Below are 22516 nucleotides of genomic sequence, written 5' to 3' on the forward strand. Positions count from 1 at the left end.
AGGCCGGCGAGGGCGGCGGCCACGCCGGCAGCCGCGGGCGGCCCGGGCCGCGACGCGGCGGATCGGGCCGGGGGTTCGGGCGCGGGCGGCGTCGGAGGAGGGGACGAAAAAAATCCGCGGCTGGCCATTCCGCCAGCTTAGATTTGCGGGCTGTGAGTCCTCCCGCAATGGCCCTTGATAGCCGGGGTGATCGGGTTTATCGTCCCTGTGTCCACGCTCAACCGGAGGAGAACCCATGCTTGGTCCCATCGAAATCCTGGTCGTCGAATTCCCCGGAAACAGGTTCACGGGCGAGATCATGCCGGCGCTGAACGACCTCGTCGATGCCGAGACGATCAGCATCGTCGACGGTCTGTTCGTGATGAAGGATGCCGAAGGAACGATCACCTATTCGGAATTCGAGGAACTCGGCGCCAGCGTCGATGCGTCGGCGCTCACCGAGGTCATGGACACGATCAACGGCCTCCTCTCCGACGACGATGTGCAGGAGCTCGCGGCGAAGCTGGACGACAACTGCTCGGCGGCGATCCTGGTCTTCGAACACACCTGGATCAAGCCCCTGCGGGACGCCATCGTGAATTCCGGCGGGATACTCGTCGACACCGTCCGGATCCCCGGAATGGTGGTCGAGGAAGTGCTCGGGGCTCTCGCCGAGGGCGACACCGACACGGACTAGCTCCGCCGCCCGCAGCAGACCTGACCAGCACACAATCTGAGACCGGCCCGGCGTGTCCGGGCCCGATGAAAGGAACACAATGCCTCGACGAATGGGCCGACCCGGCCTGGTAGGCACCATGGCCCGCACCGCCGTGGTGGCCGGAACAGCGACCGCGGTCGCCGGCAACGTGAGCCGGCGCCAGCAGGGCAAAGCGGACCAGCAGGCCGCCGAGCAGCAGGCCGTAGCCGACCAGCAGTACCGGCAGCAGGCCGCGGTCGAGCAGCAGTACCAGCAGCAGGCGGAGCCCGCGCCGGCCGCCGACGACCTGGGCGCGCAGATCGAGCGGCTGGCCACCCTGAAAACGGCCGGCGTCATCAGCGAGGCCGAGTTCTCGGCGGCGAAGGCCAAGATCCTCGGGATCTGACCCCCGGCCGCCGGGTGCGGAGCGGACGCCCAGTGGAATAGGGCAGGATCGAAGGATCATGGCAACCCTCACCGCTCTCCCGCACGTCACCGATCCCGATGTGCTGTTCGAGGCCTTCGAAACGTGGGCGGGTGAGCAGGGACTGTCCCTCTACCCCGCTCAGGAGGAAGCCCTGATCGAGATCGTCTCCGGGGCGAACCTGATCCTGAGCACCCCGACCGGCACCGGCAAGTCCCTGGTCGCCGTCGGCGCGCACTTCGCCGCGCTCTCGGCCGGCAAGCGCACCTTTTACACGGCGCCGATCAAGGCCCTCGTCAGCGAGAAGTTCTTCGCGCTGGTGGAGATCTTCGGCGCCGAGAACGTGGGCATGATGACCGGGGACTCATCGGTCAACGCGGACGCCCCGATCATCTGCTGCACGGCCGAGATCCTCGCCAACCTCGCCCTGCGTAACGGTGAGGACACCCCCGTCGACCAGGTCGTGATGGACGAGTTCCACTTCTACGGCGACCCCGATCGTGGCTGGGCCTGGCAGGTGCCGCTGCTCCTGCTGCCCGGGGTTCAGTTCATCTTGATGTCGGCGACCCTCGGCGACGTCACCTTCATCGCCGACGACCTGTCCCGCCGCACCCGGCGGCCCACCGCGGTCGTCACGGGAGTGGAACGGCCCGTGCCGCTGCACTACTACTACGAGACCACGCCCGTGCACGAGACCGTGGAGGAACTGCTGAAGACCGGGCAGGCCCCGATCTACATCGTGCACTTCGCGCAGGCGGCCGCGCTCGAACGGGCCCAGGCGCTCAGCAGCGTCAAGGTGGCCACCAAGGATCAGAAGGAGGCGATCGCCGAACTGATCGGCGAATTCCGCTTCACGACGAGTTTCGGCAAGACCCTGTCCCGGCTGATCCGGATGGGTATCGGCGTGCACCACGCAGGCATGCTGCCCAAGTACCGCCGCCTGGTCGAGCAGCTCGCCCAGCGCGGCCTGCTCCGCGTCATCTGCGGCACCGACACCCTCGGCGTGGGCATCAACGTGCCGATCCGCACCGTGCTCTTCACCGCGCTCACCAAGTACGACGGCGTCAAGATGCGCCAGCTCAACGCCCGCGAGTTCCACCAGATCGCGGGCCGCGCGGGCCGGGCCGGCTACGACACGGCCGGAACGGTGGTCATCCAGGCGCCGGACCACGAGACCGACAACCTCAAGGCCATCGAGAAGGCCGGCGACGACCCCAAGAAGAAGCGCAAGATCATCCGCAAGAAGGCGCCCGAGGGTTTCGTCTCCTGGGGTGAGCCCTCGTTCCAGCGGCTCGTAGCCGCCGAGCCCGAAACCATGCACTCGAGCATGCAGATGACCGCGGCGATGCTGATCAACGTGATCGGTCGCGGCGGCGACGCGTTCGGCCACGTCCACGCGCTGATCTTCGACAACCACGAACCCTGGAAGCGCCAGCTCGCGCACGCCCGGCGTGCCCTGGGCATCTACAAGACCCTGCGGTCGGCCGGGATCGTCGAGCAGAGCGCGACCGGGGACATCCGTCTGACCGTTGATTTGCAGCCGAATTTCGCCCTCAACCAGCCTTTGTCGCCCTTCGCGCTCGCCGCGTTCGACCTGCTCGACGCCGACCCCGACGTGGCCGGGCCTGGCAGCGGCCACTACGCCCTCGACATGATGTCCATCGTCGAGGCCACCCTCGACGACCCGCGTCCGGTGCTGATGGGCCAGCAGTTCGCGGCCCGCGGCGAGGCCGTGAACGCCATGAAACGCGAGGGCATCGAATACGACGAGCGGATGGCGCTGCTCGAGGAGATCACCTGGCCGAAGCCGCTCGAGGAGTTGCTGGACTACACCTTCACCACCTACAAGGAATCCCAGCCGTGGATCGCCGACTTCGAGCTCAGCCCGAAGACGGTCGTGCGGGACATGTACGAGCGGGCCATGTCGTTCGGCGAGTTCGTGGCGTTCTACAAGCTCGCCCGGAGCGAGGGCGTCGTGCTGCGCTACCTCTCGGACGCCTACCGGGCCGCCCGGCAGACCATCCCCGACGACGCCAAGACGGAGGACCTGCTGGACCTGATCGAATGGCTGGGCGAGCTGGTGCGCCAGGTCGACTCGAGCCTGCTCGACGAGTGGGAGGAACTCATCCACCCGGACCTGACCGTGCACGCGGGTGCGGCTCAGTCGGTGCTGCCGCCCGCGCCGCGCCGCCTGACCACCAATGCGCGCGCGTTCCGGATACTGGTGCGCAACGAGCTCTTCCGCCGGGTGCAGCTGGCCGCGCTCGAGAACTACGACGCGCTGGGCGAACTGGACCGAGAGCACGGTTTCCACGCGGATGCCTGGGGCGACGCCATGGACGGCTACTACGCCGAACACGATGAGTTGCTGACCGGGGCGAATGCGCGCAGCGCTGGCCTGATCATCTTCGACGAGGGCGCATCCGTCTGGACCGTGCGACAGATCTTCGACGACCCGGCGGGGGACCACGACTGGGGCATCAGCGCCACGGTCGACCTGGCCGACTCCGACGAGCTCGGCGCCGCCGTCCTGCGGGTCACCGGGGTGAACCGGCCGTAGGGACGCGGACGGAAGCGTCCGCGGGAGTACCGTGGGAGTATGACGCCGTCCCCAGCATCCGTCGCCCCCATCCGCACCGGACTGATCGGGTTCGGCACGTCCGGGCGCGTGTTCCACAGCCCGCTCCTCGCCGCGAACCCCGAGTTCTCGCTTGACCTGATCGTGACCCGTGACCCGGCACGGCGCGAGCTGGCCGGCGGGCGGCACCCGGGTGTTCGCCTGGTGCCGACCGCGGACGACCTGTTCGCCGCCGCCGACGACCTGGACCTGGTCGTGATCGGCTCGCCCTCGGGCACGCACGTCGAGCTCGCCCACGCGGCCCTCGACGCCGGGCTCGCCGTGGTCGTCGACAAGCCGTTCGCGGTGACTCCCCGGGAGGGCCGCGGCCTGATCGAGAAGGCCCAGCGTCTCGGTCTGCTGCTCACCGTCTTCCAGAATCGGCGCTGGGACGGCGACTTCCTCACCCTGCGCGGCGTAATCGCCGCGGGGGCGTTGGGCGAGGTTCGCCGATTCGAGTCCCGGTTCGAGTGGTGGAAGCCCGAGCAGACCAAGCAGTGGAAGGTCGGCGCGACCATCCAGCAGGGCGGCGGGGTGCTGTTCGATCTCGGCGCGCACCTGATCGACCAGGCCCTGGCGCTGTTCGGTCCGGTCGACGGCGTCTACGCGGAGACCGTGACGCGACGGCCGGGAGGGGCCGCCGACGACGACACCTTCGTGGCGCTGCACCACGGGTCGGGGGTGCGCTCGCACCTGTGGATGAACGGCATCGCCGCCCAGGTCGGCCCGCGCTTCCACGTGCTCGGCTCCGAATCCGGCTACACCAAGTGGGGACTCGACGGCCAGGAGGCCGCCCTCGCTGCCGGGGCGCGCCCGACCGACCCGGGTTTCGGGGTCGATCCGGAGTCCGCCTGGGGCATGCTCGGACGTGACGGGTCGCTGACCCGGGTGCCGGCCGAACGCGGCAACTACGCGGCGTTCTACACCGGTCTCGCCGACGCGATCCTGCGCGGGGCCCCGGTGCCCGTGGACCCGCGTGAGTCGCTGCGCACGATCGCCCTGATCGAGCGCATCAACCTGCTGACCCACTAGCCGGGTCAGTCCCGGCCCCTCCGTCGCGGTATCCCCGGTCGGTCACGATCGGCCGCACCCGTGGGTGCCGTGCAGCGCCGCGCGGCACGGGGTGGCGGAGCGCAGCGCCGTTCCGGTGGCGTGCTGTGCCGTGCCGGAGGAGTGCCGTGCCGGAGGGGTGCCGTGCCGGAGGGGTGCCGTGCCGGAGGGGTGCCGTGCCGGAGGGGTGCCGTGCCGGAGGAGTGCCGTGCCGGAGGAGTGCCGTGCCGGAGGAGTGCCGTGCCGGAGGCGAACGAATTCGACGGAGATTTTCGGGAAAACGCACCGTAGCGGCGTGTTCAGGGCCGGATTTGGCAAAATCTCCGTCGAATTCGTTCGGGGCGGAGGCGTTACAGGGCCTCGCTCGCGGTGCCGTCCGTGCCATCCGGGACGTCGGCATCCGTGCCCGCACCGGTGTCGGTGCCATCCGGGCCGGGGTCGGTGTCGTCGTCCGCGTGGTCGTGCGCTTTTCGGGGTTCGCCGGGGTGTCAGTCGAGTTGCCGGGGTCGGGCGTCGAGGTGGCGCTCGGGACATCCGTCGGGGTGGATGCGGAACTGACCTGGGTCAGGCGGAACGCTCCGGCGCCGAGCACGGAACCGACGATGGCGGTGCCGACGAGTACTTTCAGAAGCTTCTTCATGGGGACTCCACTTCTGTGCCGCCCCGACGTTCGAGGCGTGTCATCACTGTTGGGGAGTCGGCTATCGGGGCCCTATCGGGAAGCTGGGAAAGTGCCGCCGGAGGTGCTACCCGGTGGTGGTCCAGTCGAGGTTGATCACGTCCCGGATATAGATGTCCTCGCCCAGGCCCGACACCGAGGGGTTCATGCGCAGCAGCTGCTGCACCGGCAGGTCGAACCGTTGTGCGATGGCGAAGAAGTCGTCGCCCTCCAGCACAGAGTAGCTGCTCGGGGCACCCGCGCCGTCGGTGACAGGGGCGCCGGCGGCACCGACGGCGGCACCCAGGTCGACGGCCGGGCCCTCAGGCAGCGGCTCGGCCGGCACGGCCTCGGCGTTGGGCGTGATGGTCGGATCCGGCGCGACGACGGCCTCGGGTACGGATGTCGGCGTCGGCGTCGGCGTGGGCGTCGGGGTGGGCGTCACGGTCACGGTCGCGGTGACCACCGGGGCCGGGGCGCCGGCGCAACCGGCCAGGGCGAGCGGCAGCAGCAGCAGGGCGGCCAGAGCGGCCCGGGCCGCTGGGTGGGCGGGTGTCGGTCGAGCAGAATTCATCGGATGTCCCCCTCAAAGAAAGCGCCGCTCGATCCCCTGAGCGGATGCTGCCAGTTTAGGCCGCGGGTGGCGGTGTCAGCATTCGATCACATTGACCGCGAGCCCACCCTCGCTGGTCTCCTTGTACTTGGTCGACATGTCCAGGCCGGTCTGGCGCATGGTTTCGATCACGGCGTCGAGGGAGACGAGGTGCGTGCCGTCGCCGTGCAGGGCCAGCCGGGCTGCCGACACGGCCGTCGAGGAGGCGATGGCGTTGCGCTCGATGCAGGGCACTTGCACGAGCCCGCCGACGGGGTCGCAGGTGAGGCCCAGGTGGTGCTCCATCGCGATCTCGGCCGCGTTCTCCACCTGCCGCGGCGTACCGCCGAGCACGGCGCAGAGGGCGCCGGATGCCATGGCGCAGGCGGAACCGACCTCGGCCTGGCAGCCGCCCTCCGCCCCGGAGATGGAGGCGTTGGCTTTGACGAGCGAACCGATGGCGACGGCGGTGAGTAGATAGCGACGGATGCCCGCGGCATCCGCTCCGGGTACGAAGCGCAGGTAGTAGTGGCCGACCGCGGGGATGATGCCGGCCGCGCCGTTGGTGGGGGCGGTGACCACGCGGCCTCCGGCGGCGTTCTCCTCGTTGACGGCAAGGGCGAAGGCGTGCAACCACTCGGTCGAGGTGTCGCGTTCGCGCAGCGGCAACCGGTCATATTCCTCAAGCTGCATGCGTATCGCGGCGGCGCGGCGCTTGACGCGGAGGCCGCCAGGGAGGGTGCCAGTGGCCGCGAGCCCGGCCTCCACGCAGACGTGCATGGCGTCCCAGATAGCGTCAAGGCCGGCGTCGAGCGCCGCGGCCCCGTGGATCGCCTCCTCGTTGGCGCGGGCGATGTCGCAGATGGCGACGTCGTCGAGATCGCAGAGGGCGAGGAGTTCGGCGCTGGAGGAATACTGCCTCGGCTGCGGTGCGCACCGGCCGGGGCCGATCGGGTCGCCGTCGCGGCGGATGAAACCGCCGCCGATCGAGTACCAGGTCTCTTCCAGCAGGGGGAGGCCGTCGTGGCCCCAGGCCGTCAGCGTCAGCGCATTGGGGTGACCGGGCAACCGGGTGCGTGCCTCGAAGGCGACATCGTCCTTGCGGACCGGAATGGGATGGCTGCCGCCGAGCAGGAGCACGGCGTCGTCGGCCAGGCCGGACCAGGCAGAGCGTACGGCATCTGGGTCGCAGGTCTCGGGGCGCAGCCCGGCGAGGCCGGCCAGCACCGCGTCGGGTGTGCCGTGCCCGAGCCCGGTGGAGCCGAGCGAGCCGTACAGGGAGCAGCTGATCCGGGCCACCTCGGAGAGTCGACCACCGTCGCGGAGGTGGTCGGCGAAGGTGAGCGCCGCCCGCATCGGGCCGACCGTGTGGGAGCTGGAGGGGCCGATTCCAATGGAGAAGAGGTCGAGTGCCGACACATACGCAGTCATCGCACCATCGTAACCGTGACCCGGTGCCACGCCGGGGCACGGTCAGCGGATGGTCGTGCGCGCCGTGATCTGGCCGGTGTCGAACCCGAGGAGGTGCAGCCCGCCGTGGAACCGGGCGTGCTCGATCTTGATGCAACGGTCCATCACCACGGTGAGGCCCTTCGATTCACCGTATTCGGCGGCCTCCTGGTTCCAGATACCGAGTTGCACCCAGACGGTGGGGGCACCAATGGCGAGAACCTCGTCGATCACGGCGGGGATGTCGCCGGCCCGGCGGAAGACGTCGACGATGTCGGGCACCTCGGGCAGCGACGCGAGGTCGGGGTACGCCGTTTCGCCGAGGATGGTCTTCGCGTTCGGGTTGACGAAGTACACCCGGTAGTCGCTCGACTGCTGCAGGTAGGTGCCCACGAAATAGCTGGAGCGGGCCGGGTTCGGCGACGCGCCGACGATGGCGATCGACTTCGCCGCCCGCAGGATCTTCAACCGGGCCTTGGCGTCGGGGCCTTCCCAGGTGCGCTGGGATTTCAGCAGCTTCGCGAGCGGGGAACCGGTGGGAACCGAGCAGCTGAGCCCGTTGGCGAGGTGCACGGTGTCATGTGCGGTGGCAGCCGTGGCCGGGGTGGTGCCGGAGACGGTGTCGCTGTTCAGGTGATGCCCGCTCATTTGGCGCCCGCGATCCGGCCGAGGGCCTGGTCGAGATCGTAGATGATGTCCTCGACGTCTTCGATGCCCACGCTGATGCGCACGAGGCCGGGCAGGACGCCGGCGTCCACGAGCTGGGTCTCGTTCAACTGCGCGTGGGTGGTGGAGGCCGGGTGGATGACCAGGGTCTTGGCGTCTCCGATGTTGGCGAGGTGGCTGGCCAGGTCGACCGATTCGATGAAGCTGCGCCCGGCGTCGCGGCCGCCCGTGACCCCGAAGCTGAAAACCGAGCCGGGACCCTTCGGCAGGTATTTGAGGCCGCGCTGGTAGTGCGGATGGGCCGGCAGCCCGGCCCAGTTGACGAAGTCGATCCTCGGGTCCGCGTCGAGCCATTCGGCCACGACGCGTGCGTTGTCCACGTGCGCCTGCATGCGGAACGGCAGCGTCTCGACGCCCTGCGCGAGCAGGAACGCGGAGTGCGGGGAGAGGGCCGGCCCGATGTCGCGCAGCTGCTCGGCGCGCAGCCGGGTGAGGAAGGCGTACTCGCCGAAGTTGCCGGCCCACTCGAGGCCGCCGTAGCTGGGCACCGGCTCGCCGAAGAGCGGGAACTTGTCGCTGTGCCAGTCGAAGCGTCCGCTCTCGACGACGACTCCACCGAGCGTGGTACCGTGCCCGCCGAGGAATTTGGTGGCGGAGTGGATCACGATGTCGGCGCCCCACTCGATCGGCCGGGTCAGGTAGGGCGTGGCGATGGTCGAGTCGATCACCAGGGGGATCCCGGCCGCGTGGGCGACGGCGGCGAGCCCCTCGATATCGGCGACCTCGCCGGACGGGTTGGCCACCGTCTCGGCGAAGATCAACTTGGTCTTCTCGGTGATCGCGGCGGCGTAGTCGGCCGGATCCGCGCTCCGCACGAACGTCGTCTCGACCCCGAAACGGCGCAGGGTCACGTCGAGCTGGGTGATCGAGCCGCCGTAGAGGTTCGCGCTGGAGACGATGTGGTCGCCCGAGCCGGCGAGGCTGGCGAAGGTGATGTACTGCGCGGAGAGGCCGCTGGCGGTGGCGACGGCGCCGAGTCCGCCCTCGAGGCTGGCCACGCGTTCTTCGAATGCCGCCACGGTCGGGTTCGAGAGGCGGGAGTAGACGTTGCCGTACTTCTGTAGGGCGAACCGGGCCGCGGCATCCTTCGTGTCATCAAAGACGAATGCGCTGGTCTGGTAGATCGGCAGGGCCCGGGCGCCGGTGACGGCGTCGGGGATGTTGCCTGCGTGGATTGCCCGGGTCTTGAAACCGTACTCGCGATCTGCCATGGCCTTACGTTAGCGAGGATCGGCGGGCGTTCAGTCCGGGGGCGTAACAGTACGAAACGGATGTCGCCGTGGTTCGTCCTTGCTGCCCCTGCTTCGGGCTGTCGGGCAGGATGGGGGCATGGAAGAGAGCGTGGAGACGGTCGTCATCGGCGGCGGGGCGATGGGGTCGGCGACGGCCTGGCAGCTGGCGCGGCGGGGCCGACCGGTCACCGTGCTGGAGCGGTTCGAACCCGGGCACGTCAACGGCGCTTCGCATGGCGCCTCCCGCAATTTCAACACCGCCTACGCGGAACCGACCTACGTGTCAAGGCTCGCCGAGGCGCTGCCGCTGTGGCGCGAGCTGGAAGCCGAGACGCAGAGCCGCCTGCTCAGCCAGGTCGGCGTCGTCAACCACGGGGCGAATCCGTCGTTCGACCGGGTGGCGGCCGCGTTGTCCCGGGTAGGCCTGGGCGCCGAGTTCCTCGCGCCGGAGGCCGCGGCCGAACGCTGGCCGGGCATCCGCTTCGATGGCCGGGTGCTGTTCGCCCCCGACGCGGGTCGGGTGAACGCGGATGCCGCGGTCGCCGCCCTGCAGGCCGCCGCGGTCGTCGCCGGCGCCGACGTGCGGCACGGGGTGCGCGTGTTGCGGCTCGAGGTGCAGGGCGAGGACCGGGTACGCGTGACCCACGAGTTCGGCACGGTGCTTGCCCGCCGCGTCGTCGTCACGGTCGGCGCGTGGACCGGCGGCCTGCTGGCCGGGGTGGTGCCGTTGCCGCGCCTCACCGTGACGCAGGAGCAGCCGGCGCACTTCGCCCTGCGCGACGGCTCCCCGGCCGCCGCCGCGCGCGCCGAGACCGAGTGGCCCGGCTTCAACCACTCACCGGCCTGGTCCGACCCGCGCTACGGCTACTGGTACTCGCCGGTCTACGGCATGTACACGCCCGGCCAGGGGATCAAGGCGGGCTGGCACGGCGTGGGGCCCGGCACCGATCCGGATGCGCGCAGCTTCCGACCCGAGCCCGTTCAACTGGCCGGCCTGGCGCGTTATGTGCGGGAGTGGCTGCCCGGCGCCGACCCCGGGGCGCTCGAACCGGTCAGCTGCACCTACACGACGACAGTCGACGAAGACTTCGTGCTGGACCGGGTGGGCCCGGTGATCGTGGGTGCCGGCTTCAGCGGCCACGGCTTCAAGTTCACGCCGGTGGTGGGGCGAATCCTCGCGGACCTGGCAACGGATGCCGCCGCCGCGTCGCCGCTCTTCGCCCTGAACCGGGCGCCGAACGCCGATGCCGGCGGCTGGCTCGCACGCCGCTGAGCTGAGCGGCCGGTCCGACGTTGAACCAATTCGACGGAGATTTTAAGCACAGAGCCCGATTCCGGGCTGTTTTGCGCCATTTCCCGGAAAATCTCCGTCGAATTCGTTCGGGTCGAAGCGGCTAGGGCCGGCTATGCGCGGCTTGGCGCGGCCTGGACCGGGCGGTAGCCGCTCAGGGCAGCTGCACGGCCAGGAAGGCGAGTCCGGCGATCAGCGTCCACGAGGTCAGACCCACGCCGAGGGCCTTGCCCCCGGTGCGCCGGAGGGACCGGAGGTTCACCGCAGCGCCGAGCCCGAAGAGCGCGATCGCGAGCAGGGAGGTCTGCACGGTGTCCGCGCCGACCAGCACGGCTCCCGGCAGCGGCACGAACGTGCGCACGAGCACGGCGACCAGGAACCCGACGACAAACAGCGGCATGATCGGCGGACGGAACGCGGGGGCATCCGTCACCGAGGCGACACGCGTCTCGCGGCGACGTTCGCCGACTGCGGCGACGGCGACGAGGGGTGCGAGCAGCAGCACCCGGGTGAGCTTCACGACCACGGCCACGGCGAGCGCAGCCGGCCCGGCGACCTGCGCGGTCGCGACCACCTGGCCGACGTCGTGCACGCCCGCGCCGACCCAGTGCCCGAACTGCAGTTCGGTCAGGCCAAGCGGATGCCACAGCGCAGGCAGCACCGCGATGGCCAGCGTTCCGCAGAGGGTGACCAAGGCGATCGGGGTGGCGGTGTCGGCATCCTTCGCCTTGACCACCCCGCTCATCGCGCCGATCGCTGAAGCCCCGCAGATCGAGAAGCCGGTGGCGATCAGGATCGGCTGGCGCCCGGGCAGGCGAACCGCGCGGCCGAGCCAGTACGTGCCGACGAAGGTGATCAGCACGATCAGCACGGTGGTCAGGATCGTAACCCAGCCGAGGCCCAGGATGTCCACCAGGCTCAACTTCAGGCCGAGCAGCACGATGCCGATGCGCATGAACCGGCTCGCCGCGAGCTTCAGGCCCGGGGCCAGGATCCCGGTCACCGCCCGGCGGGCGGGCGGAAGATTGCCGGCGACGATTCCGAAGACCACCGCGAGGGTGAGCAGTGGAAGTGCGGGAAAGAGAGCGTGCACCGTTGCGGCGAGAAGCGCGGCGGCGGCCGCGACGAGCACCCCGGGCAGCCACATTCGGGCAAGTTTACGCGCGGATGTCCCGCCGCGCGTCGCCGAACCGTCGCCGAACCGACGAAAAAGGGGGGCGGACCCTTCCGCACCCCCCGCCGTGCCTGTCGGTTCGGTTCTATCGGTGGTGGAACCGGGCGACCATCGGGCAGTCGAACGGGTCGCGGGCGCCGAGTCCGACCTTGTTCAAGTAGGCGATGACGATGCCGTACGACTCGAAGAGCGACGTCTCCGTGTAAAGGATGTTGTGCGACTTGCAGTACTCCTTGGTGATCTCCTGCGCCTTGCGCAGGTGCGGCCGGGCCATGTTCGGGAACAGGTGGTGCTCGACCTGGTAGTTCAGACCGCCCATGAACGTGTCCATGAACGTGCCGCCGCGGATGTTGCGGGAGGTCAGCACCTGGCGGCGCAGGAAGTCCACCTTGCTCTCGTGGGGAAGCTGCGGCATGCCCTTGTGGTTCGGCGCGAAGGACGCGCCCATGTAGACGCCGAAGACGGCCAGCTGCACGCCGATGAACGCGAACGCCATGCCGAGGGGCAGGAAGTAGAAGATCACGGCGACGTAGAGAACGATGCGGGTGGACAGCATGCTGATCTCAAGCCAGCGCTTGTCGACCTTCTTCTTGCCGAAGACGGTCTTGAAGCCCTGCACGTGCAGGTTGAATCCTTCGGCCATCAGCAGTGGGAAGAAGAGGTAACCCTGCTTGCGGGTGACGAACGAGCCGATCCAGCTGACCTTCGCGGCGTCTTCCTCGCGGAACACGATGAAGTCGGGGGCGATGTCGGGGTCCTTGCCGATGACGTTCGGGTTGGCGTGGTGACGGCTGTGCTTGTTCATCCACCAGGCGTAGCTGATGCCGACGAACAGGTTGGCGAGGATGCGCCCGGCGCGGTCATTCGCGCGGCCACCCTCGAACACCTGACGGTGCGACGCCTCATGGGCGAGAAACGCGTACTGGGTGAGGATGATTCCGAGCACGCCGGCGACGATGAGCTGGTACCAGCTATCGCCGAGCAGCACGAAGGCGGTCCCGGTTCCCAGGGTGGCGAGGACGAGCATGGAGAAGACGAACCAGTAGAAACCGGTGGCACGTTTCAGCAGGCCAAGGTTGCGCACGGTGTGCAGCAGCGATGAATACTCGGTGGTGGGGTTTTTCGAATCGCCACCCGGGCGGGTCTTGACAATACGCACCGTGGGTGCGGCAACAGCTTCCGACATGAGGCCTTTGGTTTGTATTCGGACTTCTCAGCCGGTGATAGAGCAAACACTCGTGAAACAGATACTTGTATCCTATGGGCCGCACCCCGTCGGGAAGGGAGTTTTCACACCGCTTTCCCAGTCGCTATATGCCCACAGAGGCATATGAGTGGCATTCAGTTTCCCGGAAGTGCACGTGAATGTCAGCGCCAGCTGGGCAGCCAAATGTGCAGCTGCCAGAACGGGAACGGGGTTTGGATGCCGGTCCAGAGCGGGTAGAAATACGCGCTGATGAGCGCGGCCGCCACCAGGAAGCCGACCACGACCCAGCGTGCCCTGGGGAGGAGGAGACCGAGCACGAAAGTGAGGCCGAGGAGCAGGTACGGCTCGAACGCGATCGTGTAGAACTGGAACACCGTGCGGTTCAGATACATCAGCCACGGCAGGTAGCCGGCGACCAGCCCCATCAGGATCAAACCGACCTGCCACTCGCGGTAGCGCGCCAGCCGGTACCCGAGGTAGAAGAGCGCCGCCGTGGCCGCCCACCAGATCAGCGGGTTCGCGATGCCGGAGATCGCCTCGGAGCAGGTGGTGACGTCGCATCCGTTCTCGCCCAGCGACGACCCGCGGTAGTACATGCTGGTCGGGCGGGTCATGAACAACCAGGTCAGCGGGTTCGCCTGGTACGGATGCGGCGTGGACAGCCCCACGTGATAGGTGTATGCCGCCACCTGGTAGTGCCAGAAGCTCTGCACGGTGTCGGGCACCCAGGCCAGGGTGCCCGTCCAAGCTGCCCCGGGCGTGGTCGCCCAGTCGCGGTAGTAGCCTCCCTGGGTGACGAACCAGCCGGTCCAGGAGACCAGGTAGGTGGCGACGGAGACCGGAACGATCAACAGGAATGTCGCCGGCGCCTGCTTGAGCACGGCGGCGCTCAGCCAGAACGGGAGCCCGGCACGCCGCCGGGCGAGGGCGTCGACGACGACCAGGTAGACGCCGAAGGCAGCCAGGAAGTAGATGCCCGACCACTTGACGCTGCAGGCGAGTCCGAAGGCGAGGCCGGCCGCGAGCAGCCAGGGCCGCCACCACAGGGTCGGCCCCCACCCCGGGTCCCGCCCGGCGTCTCGCGCCTGCGTGAGGCGGAGGGTCAGCCGGTTGGCGTGCCAGTCCCGGTCGAGCAGCACGGCGCCGAATCCGAGGAGCGTGAAGAACATCACGGAGTTGTCCAGCAGGGCCACGCGCGACATCACGATGGCGTTGCCGTCGATGGCGAAGAGGAACCCGGCGATCACGGCCAGCACGGTCGACCGGAACAGCCTCTGGGCGATCAGCATCACCAGCACGACCGCGAGTACGCCGATCAGGGCGGTGGCGATCCGCCAGCTCCAGCTGTGTTCGGTTCCGCCGAACGCCATGCCCAGGGCGATCAGCCATTTTCCGAGCGGTGGATGCACCACGAACGACGGGTCGGACAGGAAGACGTCGGTCTGCCCGGCGGCGAAGAGGGCATCCGCTCCCTCGGGCCAGGTCGACTCGTAGCCAAGGTTGAAAAGGGTCCAGGCGTCCTTGACGTAGAAGGTCTCGTCGAACACCAGCGAATGCGGCGCACCCAGGTTCCAGAGTCGCAGCACGGCCGCGAGCAGGGTCACCGCCAGCGGTCCGGCCCAGCGGAAAACGCGGCTTGTCAGGAACACGTGACCATCGTAGTGAGCCGGGGCTGCGAGACTGGGACCATGATCCTCCTGGCAGCCACCCCGATCGGAAACCTGGGCGACGCGTCGGCGCGTCTGATCGAGGCGCTCGGCACGATGACGGTCATCGCAGCCGAGGACACCCGGGTGACCGTGCACCTTCTGAAGGCGCTGGGCATCGAGAACCGCCCGCGGCTGATCAGCCTGCACGACCACAACGAGCGCGGCAAGGCGGCCGAGCTCGTCGAACTCGCCCGCGACACCGACATCCTGGTGCTCAGCGACGCGGGGATGCCGACGGTGTCCGACCCCGGTTTCCACCTGGTGGACGCCGCGGTGGCGGCCGGCGTCGTTGTGTCCGTGCTGCCAGGGCCGTCGGCCGTTCTTGCCGCGCTGGCCGTGTCCGGGCTGCCGACGGACCGGTTCACCTTCGAGGGCTTCCTCCCGCGCAAGCACGGAGACCGGGTCTCGGCCCTGCGGGAGGTGTCTTCGGAACGGCGCACCATGGTCTTCTTCGAATCGCCCAACCGGCTGGCGGCCTCCCTGACCGATCTGGCCGCTGTGCTCGGCGCCGAGCGCCGCGTCGTGGTCTGCCGCGAGCTGACCAAGTTCTATGAAGAAGTGAAGCGGGGCACGGCCACCGAGCTGGCCGAGTGGGCCGCCGCCGGGGTCAAGGGCGAGATTGCCATCGTGGTCGCCGGGGCCGAGGCGCGCGTACTGGACCTGGAGACCGGGGTGGCCGAGGTGCTCGCACTGGTGGAGTCGGGCATCCGTCTCAAGGATGCCGCCGCCGATGTGTCCGCCGCCTCCGGGCTCGGCAAGCGCGCCCTCTACGAGGCGGCGCTGGAGCAGAAGACGGGCAGGCCCGCCGCGGTCCGCACGGACTTCCAGGCCCTTCCGCTGCCCTGACGTTCCCGCTCGCTCCCAACCAATTCGACGGAGATTGTGCTCTCAGAGCCGTTATTCGGGCCAAATCGGGTCGTTCCACCCAAAATCTCCGTCGAATTCGTCAGGCCCGACTGCGCCCACCGCCGTGTCGAGCGCCGAGAACGGTAACGCGGCCAGGGGCATCCGCCGCTCCTAATAGACTGAGAGCATGTCCGACGGCTCATCTTTTTACATCACCACGCCCATTTTCTATGTGAATGATGTCCCCCACATCGGGCACGCCTATACCGAGGTGGCCGCCGACGTGCTCGCACGCTGGCACCGGCAGTCCGGCGAGGATGCCTGGCTACTGACCGGTACGGACGAGCACGGGCAGAAGATCCTGCGTACCGCGACCGCCAACGGTGTGACTCCGAAGGAGTGGGCCGACCGCCTGGTCGAGACCGCGTGGAAGCCGCTGCTTGCGACGGTCGACATTCGGAACGATGACTTCATCCGCACCACCGATGTGCGCCACGAGGTGAACGCGCAGAAATTCCTGCAGCACCTCTACGACGCCGGACACATCTACACCGGCGAGTACGAGGGCTTCTACTGCGTCGGCTGCGAGGAGTACAAGCAGCCCAGCGACCTCATCGAGGGGGTCGGCGAGTACGTCGGGCAGCAGGTCTGCGCCATCCACTCCATCCCCTGCGAGCTGCTGCACGAGAAGAACTACTTCTTCCGGATGAGCACGTTCGGCGACCAGCTTCTCGCCCTGTATGAGGAGAACCCGAACTTCGTACAGCCCGAATCTGCGCGCAACGAGGTCATCTCCTTCGTCAAGCAGGGCCTGAGCGACCTGTCGATCTCCCGATCCAGCTTCGACTGGGGCATCAAGGTGCCGTGGGACGACAGCCACGTGGTCTATGTCTGGTTCGACGCCTTGCTCAACTACATCACCGCCGCCGGCTACGGTCACGACGACGAGAAGTTCAGCCGCCTCTGGCCGGCGACGCATGTCGTGGGCAAGGACATCCTGCGCTTCCACGCCGTGATCTGGCCGGCCATGCTGCTCGCCGCGGGCATCGAGGTGCCCCGCCAGGTCTTCGGCCACGGCTGGCTGCTGGTGGGCGGCGAGAAGATGAGCAAGTCCAAGCTCACCGGTATCGCCCCGAGCCAGATCACCGACACGTTCGGTTCCGACGCCTTCCGCTACTACTTCATGCGCGCGATCAGCTTCGGCCAGGACGGCTCCTTCTCCTGGGAAGACCTGTCCGCCCGATACCAGTCCGAGCTGGCCAACGGCTTCGGCAACCTCGCCTCCCGCGTGATCGCCATGGTCGTGCGCTATTGCGACGGCGAGATCCCCGTCGTCGGCGAGTTCAGCGATGCCGACGAGCTCATTCGCGGCACCGAGAAGCGGGTCACGGATGCCGCCACGCTGGCCATCGGCCACCTCGCCATCCACGAGGCCATCGCCGCGATCTGGGAGCTGGTCGACGACCTCAACGGCTACATCACCGCGCAAGAGCCCTGGGCCCTGGCCAAGGACCCGGCCAACCGGGCCCGCCTCGAGGCCGTGCTCGCCACCGCAATGCGTGGACTGGGCACGCTCGCCGTGCTGCTCTCGCCGGTCGTGCCGCAGGCCACCGCGAAGCTCTGGACCGCTCTCGGCGGCTCCGGCCTGGTCAGCGACCAGCGCATCGACCGTGCCTGGGAGTGGACCGGCGGCCCGCGGGTCTCGCCGCTCGAAGCGCTGTTCCCGCGCATCGAGGCCACGGTTGGCTAACGAGCCCGAGTCCGAGGCCGGCCCCGTGCGCCAGCGCGACAAGGGCGCCGGCCGGGACCTGAGCTACCCGCCGCTGCCCGACCCGCTCGGCGTGCCGGTCTACGACAACCACACCCACCTGGAAATCGGCGACGGCGACCAGTCGCTCACCGTGGCCGAGCAACTCGACCGCGCCTCCAGCGTCGGCGTGCGCGGCGTCATCCAGGTCGGCGGCGACCTGGAGACCTCGCGCTGGTCGGCTGCGATGGCCGCCCGGGAGCCGCGCATGCTCGCGGCCGTCGCCATCCACCCCAACGAGGCCCCCGTCTACGACGCCGCCGGCACCCTCGACGACGCCCTGGCCGAGATCGCCGAACTGGCCACCCGCCCGCGTGTGGTCGCCATCGGGGAGACCGGCCTGGACTTCTTCCGGACCGGCCCCGACGGGCACGCCAGCCAGCTCCGCTCCTTCGAGGCGCACATCGAGATCGCCAAGCGCAACGGCCTCGCGTTGCAGATCCACGACCGCGACGCCCACTCCGCCGTGATCGAGACGCTGTTGCGGGTCGGCGCGCCCGAGCGCACCGTCTTCCACTGCTTTTCCGGCGACGCCGAGATGGCCCGCATCCTTGCCGACAACGGTTGGTACCTCTCCTTCGCCGGAACCGTGACCTTCAAGAACGCCCAAAACCTGCGCGAGGCCCTGGCCGCGGTGCCGCGCGCTCTGCTTCTGGTCGAAACGGATGCCCCGTTCCTCACCCCCGCACCCTTCCGCGGCCGCCCGAACGCGCCGTATTTGCTGCCGCACACCCTGCGCGCGATGGCCGACCACCTCGAAACGGATGTCAGCATTCTCGCCACCCAGATCTCGTCCAATACCGAGCTCGTCTACGGACGGTGGGATACCGAACCGGTGACCGTCGCCGAGACCACCGAGCCCGGAACCCGCCCGTTCGGAGGCCTCGCATGACCCCGCCCCGCCACGGCTACGACCCCGGAGACGAACCCGAGATCGGCATCCGCGCCACCGGCGACGCCGAGACCGCCGGCCGGCACGCCGCACCGGTTGCTTCCGAAACGGATGCCGGGCCCACGAACTCCGCTGCCGAACCGGATGCGGACGCATCCGACTCCGCTGCCGAACCGGACGCGGACGCACCCGACTCCGTTGCCGAACCGGAGGCCGGTACTCCCGCCGCGCCTGCCGTCCGCTCCCTTCTCGGCCCCGCCGAGATCCGCGACCTGGCCGAGATGCTGGGCGTCAACCCCACTAAGAAGCTCGGCCAGAACTTCGTCATCGACGGCAACACCGTGCGCCGCATCGTCAAGGTCGCGACCGTCTCGCCCGGCGACACCGTGCTCGAGGTCGGCCCCGGGCTGGGGTCCCTCACGCTGGGGCTGCTCGAGATCGGTGCGAGCGTCGTGGCCGTGGAGATCGACGACCGGCTCGCCGAGCAGCTGCCACTGACGGTCGAGCTCATGCACCCGGGGGCACCGCTCACGGTCATCCGTGACGACGCGCTCAAGATCACCGAACTGCCCGGCGACCCGAGCCGCCTCGTGGCGAACCTGCCCTACAACGTGTCGGTGCCGGTGCTGCTCTACCTGCTGGAGAACTTCGCCTCGATCCGGGCCGGAGTGGTCATGGTGCAGGCCGAAGTGGGGGAGCGCCTCGCGGCGCCGTCCGGCAGTAAGGTCTACGGCAGCCCGAGTGTGAAGGCCGCCTGGTACGGGGCGTTCCGCACCGCCGGCAAGGTCAGCCGGCAGGTGTTTTGGCCGGTCCCCGGCGTCGATTCGATCCTGATCGCCTTCGAACGACGAGCGGAGCCGCTCGAATCCGAGGACCTGCGCCGCGCCACCTTCGCCCTCGTCGACGCCGCCTTCCAGCAGCGCCGCAAGATGCTGCGCCAGTCGCTGTCGTCCGTCCTCGGCAACTCCACGAACGCCACCGAGGTCATGACGCGCGCCGGAATCGACCCCACCGAACGCGGCGAGCAGCTCACCGTCGAGGACTTTCTCCTGATTGCCCGGGCCCAGCTGAACGTCACGTGAACGATCCCACGCCGGGGTCGCCCGGGCCGCGCCGCCGGGCAGTCGCTCGGGTGAGGCTGGGCTAGGTTAGTCACATGACCAACGTGGCCTCTTCCCCCGTGGTGCATGCGCGGGCGCCTGGCAAGATCAACGTCTTCCTCAAGGTCGGTGCGGTCCTCGAAGACGGATACCACGAGGTAGCCACCGCCTACCAGGCCGTGTCGCTGTTCGAAGACGTGCGCGCCTGGCCGGCCGACGACTTCTCGGTCGAGTTCACCGGGCCCATCGACGCCTCCGGCCTCGCCGTCGATGGTAGCAACCTCGCTATCAAGGCCGCGCGGGCACTGGCCCGCAAGGCCGGCTATCGCGGCGGAGTGCGCCTCTCGATCGAGAAGAACGTGCCCATCGCGGGCGGTATGGGCGGCGGGTCGGCGGATGCCGCGGCCACCCTCCTCGCCTGCGACACCCTCTGGGGAACCGACGCCACCCGCGACGACCTGATCGAGATCGCCGCGACCCTCGGTGCCGACGTGCCGTTCGCTTTCACCGGCGGCACCGCCATCGGCACCGGCCGCGGCGATCAGCTCAGCCCCGCGCTGGCCAAGGGCCAGTTCCATTGGGTGCTTGCCCTCGCCGACTTCGGCCTCTCGACCCCGGGCGTCTACAACGAGCTCGACCGGCACCGCGAGCGCCACGCCCAGGACATCTTTCCGGCTCAGATCCAGCCCACCGTCGACGCCAACGTGCTGCAGGCGCTGCGGGCCGGCGACCCGCGGATGCTGGCCGAGGCCCTGCACAACGACCTGCAGGCCCCCGCGCTGCACCTGGCCCCCGGGCTGGGCACGGTGCTCGAGCTGGGCGAGGCGAACGGCGCGTTGGCCGGCCTGCTGTCCGGCTCCGGCCCGACCGTGGCCTTCCTGGTCGCGGATGCCGACAGCGCCCTCGAACTGCAGGTCGCCCTGAGCGCGTCCCGCCTCCGCGTGGTGCGCGCCACCGGGCCTGTGCACGGGGCCCGAATCATCCACGACTAGCTCCCCTTTTTTGCCGCAACTGTGGCCGAATCGGACGACTGTTGCCGGTGTGCTGGCAACAGATGTCCGATTCGGCAACAGTCGGGCCATCGGGGGCGGAACCGGTGCGCGCGGGGCTGTCAGCCGCGCCCGGTAAAGTGGTTCGCTATGGCACATTTGCTCGGGGCCGAGTCCCTGCACCTTGAATTCCCCACCCGCGTCATCTTCGACAGCGTCACCGCCGGTCTCAACGAAGGCGACCGGATCGGCGTCGTCGGCCGCAACGGCGACGGCAAGTCCACCCTCATGCGCCTGCTCGCCGGCCGGATGGAACCCGACTCGGGCCGCGTCACGCGCCGGCGCGGCGTCACCATCGGCATGCTCGACCAGGCTGATGACCTGGCCTCCGGCCAGACCGTGGGCCACACCATCGTGGGCGGTATCGACGAGCACGTCTGGGCGGGCGACGCTAAGGTACGCGACGTGATCGCCGGGCTCGTGCGGGACATCCCCTGGGATGCCCTCGTCGACGACCTCTCCGGTGGCCAGCGCCGCCGGGTGGCCCTCGCCGCCGTGCTGATCGGCGACCATGATGTCATCTTCCTCGACGAGCCCACCAACCACCTCGACGTGGAGGGCATCTCCTGGCTGGCCGGCCACCTGCGGACGCGCTGGGCCACGAACTCCGGCGGCCTGGTGGTCGTCACTCACGACCGGTGGTTCCTCGACGAGGTCTGCAACATGACCTGGGAGGTGCACGACCGCCTGATCGAACCCTTCGAGGGAGGCTACGCCGCCTACATCCTGCAGCGCGTCGAACGCGACCGGATGAGCAGCGTGATGGAGGGCAAGCGCCAGAACCTGATGAAGAAGGAACTGGCCTGGCTGCGGCGCGGTGCCCCCGCCCGCACCGCGAAGCCCAAGTTCCGCATCGACGCCGCCAACGAGCTGATCGAGAACGAGCCGCCGCCCCGCGACACCGTGTCAATGCAGTCGATGGCCATGCAGCGACTCGGCAAAGATGTCGTCGACCTGATCGACATCGGCGTGAAGTTCGGCGAGAAGACGGTGCTGAACGACATCACCTGGCGCATCGCACCGGGCGAGCGCACCGGCATCATGGGCGTCAACGGCGCCGGCAAGAGCACGCTGCTGAACCTGGTGGCCGGCACGCTGATGCCCACCACGGGCACGGTCAAACGTGGCAAAACCATCAAGGTCGCCGTGCTCACCCAGCAGCTGTTCGAGCTCGACGGCATCCAGAACGACCGCGTCAGCGAGGTTATCGGCCGCCAAAAGACGTCGTACATGGCCGGCGGCAAGGAAATCACGCCCGGCCAGATGCTCGAGCGCATGGGCTTCATGAGCGCCCAGCTGACCACGCAGGTCAAGGACCTCTCCGGTGGCCAGAAGCGGCGCCTGCAGCTGCTCCTGATCGTGCTCGACGAGCCGAACGTGCTGATCCTCGACGAGCCCACCAACGACCTGGACACGGACATGCTCGCGGCCATGGAAGATCTGCTCGACTCCTTCCCCGGCACCCTGCTCGTCGTCTCGCACGACCGGTACCTGATCGAGCGCGTCACCGACAACCAGTACGCGGTCACCGAGGGGGGCTTCCGCCACCTGCCCGGCGGCGTCGACCAGTACCTCGAGATGCGTAAGAGGCAGACCAGCGGCAACGACAAGCCCGCCGAGGCGAACGCGTCGAACACCTCCGGCGGGAAGGCGGTGCGCAAGCTCGCCATCGGCGGCGCCGACCTCCGCAACGCGCAGAAGGAACTCGCCTCCATCGACCGCAAGGTCGCCAAGCAGAACGCGCGGATCGCTGCCCTGCACGAGAGCCTCGCCGTGCACGACCAGTCCGACTTCGACGGCCTCGGTGCGCTCAGCTCCGAACTGCAGACGCTCGAGTCCGCCATCGCCGGCTTCGAGACCCGCTGGATCGAACTGTCTGAGCTGATCGAGGGCTAATGTCGCAGATACTGTGACCGCGTGTGACGGAGCAGCGCACGCGGCGCAGCATCTGCCGATAGCCTGGGAACGTGCCTCGCGATGCAGCGGCACAGACTCCCACCCCTTCTCGACCCGTGGT

General features: G+C 68.8%; 18 protein-coding genes. 11 read left to right on the forward strand and 7 right to left on the reverse strand.

The window, feature by feature from the left end:
* Window positions 1-235 precede the first annotated feature (235 nt).
* The 4 genes from E3T28_RS11910 (at window position 236) to E3T28_RS11925 (ending at window position 4749) form a co-directional block, all read left to right on the forward strand.
* Window positions 236-676: a DUF6325 family protein gene (locus E3T28_RS11910; RefSeq protein ID WP_134431413.1), complete on the forward strand. Its 441-nt coding sequence runs from the start codon at window positions 236-238 to the stop codon at window positions 674-676.
* A gap of 79 nt (window positions 677-755) precedes the next feature.
* The gene (locus E3T28_RS11915) at window positions 756-1082 is read left to right on the forward strand and encodes an SHOCT domain-containing protein (RefSeq protein WP_241979313.1); all 327 of its coding nucleotides are present in this window, start codon (window positions 756-758) and stop codon (window positions 1080-1082) included.
* A gap of 58 nt (window positions 1083-1140) precedes the next feature.
* On the forward strand, window positions 1141-3660 hold the full coding sequence (locus E3T28_RS11920; RefSeq protein ID WP_134431416.1) for a DEAD/DEAH box helicase: 2520 nt from the start codon (window positions 1141-1143) through the stop codon (window positions 3658-3660).
* 39 nt (window positions 3661-3699) lie between these two features.
* A complete protein-coding gene (locus E3T28_RS11925) occupies window positions 3700-4749 on the forward strand; it encodes a Gfo/Idh/MocA family protein (protein WP_134431419.1) in 1050 nt (349 codons plus the stop codon).
* Between the two features lie 764 nt (window positions 4750-5513).
* On the opposite strand, the gene E3T28_RS11930 is transcribed toward E3T28_RS11925, so the two are convergent.
* The 4 genes from E3T28_RS11930 to E3T28_RS11945 all read right to left on the reverse strand — a co-directional run bounded on the left by E3T28_RS11930 (window position 5514) and on the right by E3T28_RS11945 (window position 9403).
* The gene (locus E3T28_RS11930; RefSeq protein ID WP_134431422.1) at window positions 5514-5999 is read right to left on the reverse strand and encodes a LysM peptidoglycan-binding domain-containing protein; all 486 of its coding nucleotides are present in this window, start codon (window positions 5997-5999) and stop codon (window positions 5514-5516) included.
* Window positions 6000-6074: 75 nt separating this feature from the next.
* Complete coding sequence (locus tag E3T28_RS11935; protein ID WP_134431425.1) at window positions 6075-7448, reverse strand: L-serine ammonia-lyase; 1374 nt, start codon at window positions 7446-7448, stop codon at window positions 6075-6077.
* Between the two features lie 42 nt (window positions 7449-7490).
* A complete protein-coding gene (locus E3T28_RS11940) occupies window positions 7491-8114 on the reverse strand; it encodes a CoA-binding protein (RefSeq protein ID WP_134431428.1) in 624 nt (207 codons plus the stop codon).
* Complete coding sequence (locus E3T28_RS11945; protein ID WP_134431431.1) at window positions 8111-9403, reverse strand: O-acetylhomoserine aminocarboxypropyltransferase/cysteine synthase family protein; 1293 nt, start codon at window positions 9401-9403, stop codon at window positions 8111-8113. Before E3T28_RS11945 ends, E3T28_RS11940 begins: the two co-directional genes overlap by 4 nt.
* Window positions 9404-9521: 118 nt before the next feature.
* Here E3T28_RS11945 and E3T28_RS11950 point away from each other — a divergent pair, with 118 nt between their 5' ends.
* Window positions 9522-10697 carry an FAD-dependent oxidoreductase gene (locus E3T28_RS11950; protein WP_134431434.1) on the forward strand — a complete coding sequence of 392 codons (1176 nt, stop codon included), beginning with the start codon at window positions 9522-9524 and terminating at the stop codon, window positions 10695-10697.
* Between the two features lie 172 nt (window positions 10698-10869).
* Here E3T28_RS11950 and E3T28_RS11955 read toward each other — a convergent pair whose 3' ends face one another.
* From E3T28_RS11955 to E3T28_RS11965, 3 genes are all read right to left on the reverse strand, one after another.
* A complete protein-coding gene (locus E3T28_RS11955; protein ID WP_134431437.1) occupies window positions 10870-11862 on the reverse strand; it encodes a YeiH family protein in 993 nt (330 codons plus the stop codon).
* A gap of 112 nt (window positions 11863-11974) precedes the next feature.
* Window positions 11975-13075, reverse strand: a complete 1101-nt coding sequence (locus E3T28_RS11960) for a fatty acid desaturase family protein (protein WP_134431440.1) — start codon at window positions 13073-13075, stop codon at window positions 11975-11977.
* A 182-nt stretch (window positions 13076-13257) separates the two neighbouring features.
* Window positions 13258-14745 carry a dolichyl-phosphate-mannose--protein mannosyltransferase gene (locus E3T28_RS11965; protein WP_134431443.1) on the reverse strand — a complete coding sequence of 496 codons (1488 nt, stop codon included), beginning with the start codon at window positions 14743-14745 and terminating at the stop codon, window positions 13258-13260.
* A 39-nt stretch (window positions 14746-14784) separates the two neighbouring features.
* On the opposite strand from E3T28_RS11965, the gene rsmI reads away from it, so the two are divergent.
* From rsmI to E3T28_RS11995, 6 genes are all read left to right on the forward strand, one after another.
* The gene (rsmI, locus tag E3T28_RS11970) at window positions 14785-15651 is read left to right on the forward strand and encodes a 16S rRNA (cytidine(1402)-2'-O)-methyltransferase (RefSeq protein ID WP_134431448.1); all 867 of its coding nucleotides are present in this window, start codon (window positions 14785-14787) and stop codon (window positions 15649-15651) included.
* 187 nt (window positions 15652-15838) lie between these two features.
* On the forward strand, window positions 15839-17401 hold the full coding sequence (gene metG, locus E3T28_RS11975; protein ID WP_134431451.1) for a methionine--tRNA ligase: 1563 nt from the start codon (window positions 15839-15841) through the stop codon (window positions 17399-17401).
* The gene (locus tag E3T28_RS11980) at window positions 17394-18350 is read left to right on the forward strand and encodes a TatD family hydrolase (RefSeq protein WP_174776792.1); all 957 of its coding nucleotides are present in this window, start codon (window positions 17394-17396) and stop codon (window positions 18348-18350) included. The genes metG and E3T28_RS11980 overlap by 8 nt, the downstream gene beginning before the upstream one ends.
* A gap of 281 nt (window positions 18351-18631) precedes the next feature.
* A complete protein-coding gene (rsmA, locus tag E3T28_RS11985) occupies window positions 18632-19432 on the forward strand; it encodes a 16S rRNA (adenine(1518)-N(6)/adenine(1519)-N(6))-dimethyltransferase RsmA (protein WP_241979318.1) in 801 nt (266 codons plus the stop codon).
* Window positions 19433-19506: 74 nt separating this feature from the next.
* On the forward strand, window positions 19507-20442 hold the full coding sequence (locus E3T28_RS11990; protein ID WP_134431457.1) for a 4-(cytidine 5'-diphospho)-2-C-methyl-D-erythritol kinase: 936 nt from the start codon (window positions 19507-19509) through the stop codon (window positions 20440-20442).
* A gap of 147 nt (window positions 20443-20589) precedes the next feature.
* On the forward strand, window positions 20590-22395 hold the full coding sequence (locus E3T28_RS11995; RefSeq protein ID WP_134431460.1) for an ABC-F family ATP-binding cassette domain-containing protein: 1806 nt from the start codon (window positions 20590-20592) through the stop codon (window positions 22393-22395).
* Window positions 22396-22516: the final 121 nt, after the last annotated feature.

Origin of the sequence: Cryobacterium sinapicolor (assembly GCF_004403465.1) — a bacterium.
Taxonomy (GTDB): Bacteria; Actinomycetota; Actinomycetes; order Actinomycetales; family Microbacteriaceae; genus Cryobacterium; species Cryobacterium sinapicolor.

Coding starts and splice junctions, on each gene's coding strand:
- E3T28_RS11925 (WP_134431419.1), top strand. CDS start 3,700: ATGACGCCGTCCCCAGCATCCGTCGCCCCCATCCGCACCGGACTGATC.
- E3T28_RS11920 (WP_134431416.1), top strand. CDS start 1,141: ATGGCAACCCTCACCGCTCTCCCGCACGTCACCGATCCCGATGTGCTG.
- E3T28_RS11940 (WP_134431428.1), bottom strand. CDS start 8,114: ATGAGCGGGCATCACCTGAACAGCGACACCGTCTCCGGCACCACCCCG.
- E3T28_RS11950 (WP_134431434.1), top strand. CDS start 9,522: ATGGAAGAGAGCGTGGAGACGGTCGTCATCGGCGGCGGGGCGATGGGG.
- E3T28_RS11930 (WP_134431422.1), bottom strand. CDS start 5,999: ATGAATTCTGCTCGACCGACACCCGCCCACCCAGCGGCCCGGGCCGCT.
- E3T28_RS11995 (WP_134431460.1), top strand. CDS start 20,590: ATGGCACATTTGCTCGGGGCCGAGTCCCTGCACCTTGAATTCCCCACC.
- E3T28_RS11910 (WP_134431413.1), top strand. CDS start 236: ATGCTTGGTCCCATCGAAATCCTGGTCGTCGAATTCCCCGGAAACAGG.
- rsmI (WP_134431448.1), top strand. CDS start 14,785: ATGATCCTCCTGGCAGCCACCCCGATCGGAAACCTGGGCGACGCGTCG.
- E3T28_RS11990 (WP_134431457.1), top strand. CDS start 19,507: ATGACCAACGTGGCCTCTTCCCCCGTGGTGCATGCGCGGGCGCCTGGC.
- E3T28_RS11945 (WP_134431431.1), bottom strand. CDS start 9,403: ATGGCAGATCGCGAGTACGGTTTCAAGACCCGGGCAATCCACGCAGGC.
- metG (WP_134431451.1), top strand. CDS start 15,839: ATGTCCGACGGCTCATCTTTTTACATCACCACGCCCATTTTCTATGTG.
- rsmA (WP_241979318.1), top strand. CDS start 18,632: ATGCTGGGCGTCAACCCCACTAAGAAGCTCGGCCAGAACTTCGTCATC.
- E3T28_RS11960 (WP_134431440.1), bottom strand. CDS start 13,075: ATGTCGGAAGCTGTTGCCGCACCCACGGTGCGTATTGTCAAGACCCGC.
- E3T28_RS11935 (WP_134431425.1), bottom strand. CDS start 7,448: ATGACTGCGTATGTGTCGGCACTCGACCTCTTCTCCATTGGAATCGGC.
- E3T28_RS11915 (WP_241979313.1), top strand. CDS start 756: ATGCCTCGACGAATGGGCCGACCCGGCCTGGTAGGCACCATGGCCCGC.
- E3T28_RS11955 (WP_134431437.1), bottom strand. CDS start 11,862: ATGTGGCTGCCCGGGGTGCTCGTCGCGGCCGCCGCCGCGCTTCTCGCC.